Source organism: Photorhabdus heterorhabditis (assembly GCF_018448905.1).
Lineage (GTDB): Bacteria > Pseudomonadota > Gammaproteobacteria > Enterobacterales > Enterobacteriaceae > Photorhabdus > Photorhabdus heterorhabditis.
The window spans coordinates 1-1,727 of sequence record NZ_RCWA01000112.1; the positions used below are offsets into that span (position 1 = coordinate 1).

General features: G+C 42.6%; 2 protein-coding genes and 1 pseudogene. All 3 read left to right on the forward strand.

The genetic code is table 11. From position 1 onward, the window contains the following. Window positions 1-560, forward strand: a pseudogene (locus tag EAE89_RS23875) (hypothetical protein); the annotation flags it as partial. Further along, the gene (locus tag EAE89_RS22750) at window positions 557-823 is read left to right on the forward strand and encodes a hypothetical protein (RefSeq protein WP_036773806.1); all 267 of its coding nucleotides are present in this window, start codon (window positions 557-559) and stop codon (window positions 821-823) included. The pseudogene EAE89_RS23875 and the gene EAE89_RS22750, both read left to right, overlap by 4 nt. Window positions 824-1,139: 316 nt before the next feature. Next, window positions 1,140-1,643 (forward strand): hypothetical protein, encoded by a 504-nt coding sequence (locus EAE89_RS22755; RefSeq protein WP_244866743.1) that lies wholly within the window; start codon window positions 1,140-1,142, stop codon window positions 1,641-1,643. The last annotated feature ends 84 nt before the right edge of the window (window positions 1,644-1,727 follow it).

Genomic DNA, 1,727 nt, shown 5'->3' on the forward strand with positions numbered 1-1,727 from the left:
GGAACTTCTTTGGTGTTCCATTGGATGTCGTGTTATCAAATGAGCAGATGACACCGCAAAAGGCGGCGGAAATTGTTGCCGGTGGCATACCTACCAGTGAAGCAAAGCTGATACAGTTTGCGGCAGCGAAAGCGTTTTTGTCTTTAAGTAAGTATCAGTCGACAGACGTCATTGAGGGGAAAGGAAGCTCTCTAGCTGATAAAAATATTACTGGAAATAAGACGACAACTCCTTCTGAAAAATTAGAGTGGAATTCATGGCAACATTATCAAAAAACTACTGTTGATGGACGGCAATACGCCAAAATTGGTGATCGTCTTTATTCACAACATGCTGTGGATAGAATGCAACCTTCTGGTCTTGGTTCACCAGCAGGAACAACCGGACCTGGTAGAAATGTGACGCCCAACATTGTAGATCATGTAATTAAAACTGGTACTCCACAAAACAGTGTTGTTAATGGTGTTACCCGGACAACATATTGGAATGGTGATGTTGGTGTCGTGACTGAAAAAAATGGTAATGTAATTGTTACGATCCTTCGTAGGAGTGTGAAATGAATGATTGGATCTACCCTGAAGTAATTGAGTGTCTGAAAGGAGCTTGTAGGAGCTTTCTTGAAGGAAAGATAACAATACAGGATATTCAGTCAGAGATTTATAAAGCAGAAAATCAAATAGTTGCACTTGAAGAAAAGTGGCTTCGCACAATTTTATTTGATGCAGAGAATGAGATAGAGCTATTGATCTATACAGTCGATGAAAAAAGGCTAGATGAATCAGTAACATCTATAATCAAAAATATTTTAACCAATATAGGATAATTTCAAGTAATTTCCTGCCTCTTGAACGGACATCTAGTTTAAGAGGCAAGATTTCTTCTGAAATTGTTTGAACGACTATTTCACTTTATAGCTTTCAGCATCAACCCACCGGAATAGAACTCAATTCAGTTAATAGCCATATAGGGAAATACTCAGCTCTTAGGCACTGCCTTTTAACAGCGTCAAGTAAAGTTACTTATCGGTCTAAAAAGTCGCGTCGGGGCGTTGTGGGTCGAGCCTCAAACCACACTGGAAAAAACGGATTGTAACTGACTGAGGGCATTGGGGAAATCGGAGTTCGGTAATCAACTTCGCAATGGAATGCGTTGTTGTGGACAACAACCACCTAAGTGTGGAGAAGAACCAATCGCGCAGTGAGGAACTGGTTAATTGTCAGGGTGATAGCAGTTGCCGTTCTGCCGTTAGGGATAAATACCGACAGGAATACGACAAGGTTCAAGAGAGGATAACAACGTGTTCAGGGGCTGACCAGTGCGTTGCCGTTGCCAAAGAGTTGCGGGCATTGCAAGGTGATTACAGCACCCGGATGAGTGAAATTCAGGAAAAAGCCAGAATGCAGGGACTGGATTCCCTCACACCGGCAGAAGTGCGGGAATGGGCAGATTTACGCGGTGCGATGTCGAATATTGATGCGTCCCGCAATTTAGTACTCCATCGTGCTCAAGTCACCGGCGGCTCAGAAGAAACCACCCAGGAAATCGTGAAGATTATGGGTCAAGTGGGGATTTCAGCAGCTCCTGGGGTTGCTAAAGGAATTAGGCTGTGTCCCTTAATATCAATTAATAGTATTATTATCTGATTGATTTCGATGCAGGAACAAAATAGTGGCACGTTACGACATTTCTGATGATGCTTGGATATTGATAGAATCTTGTTTGCCCCC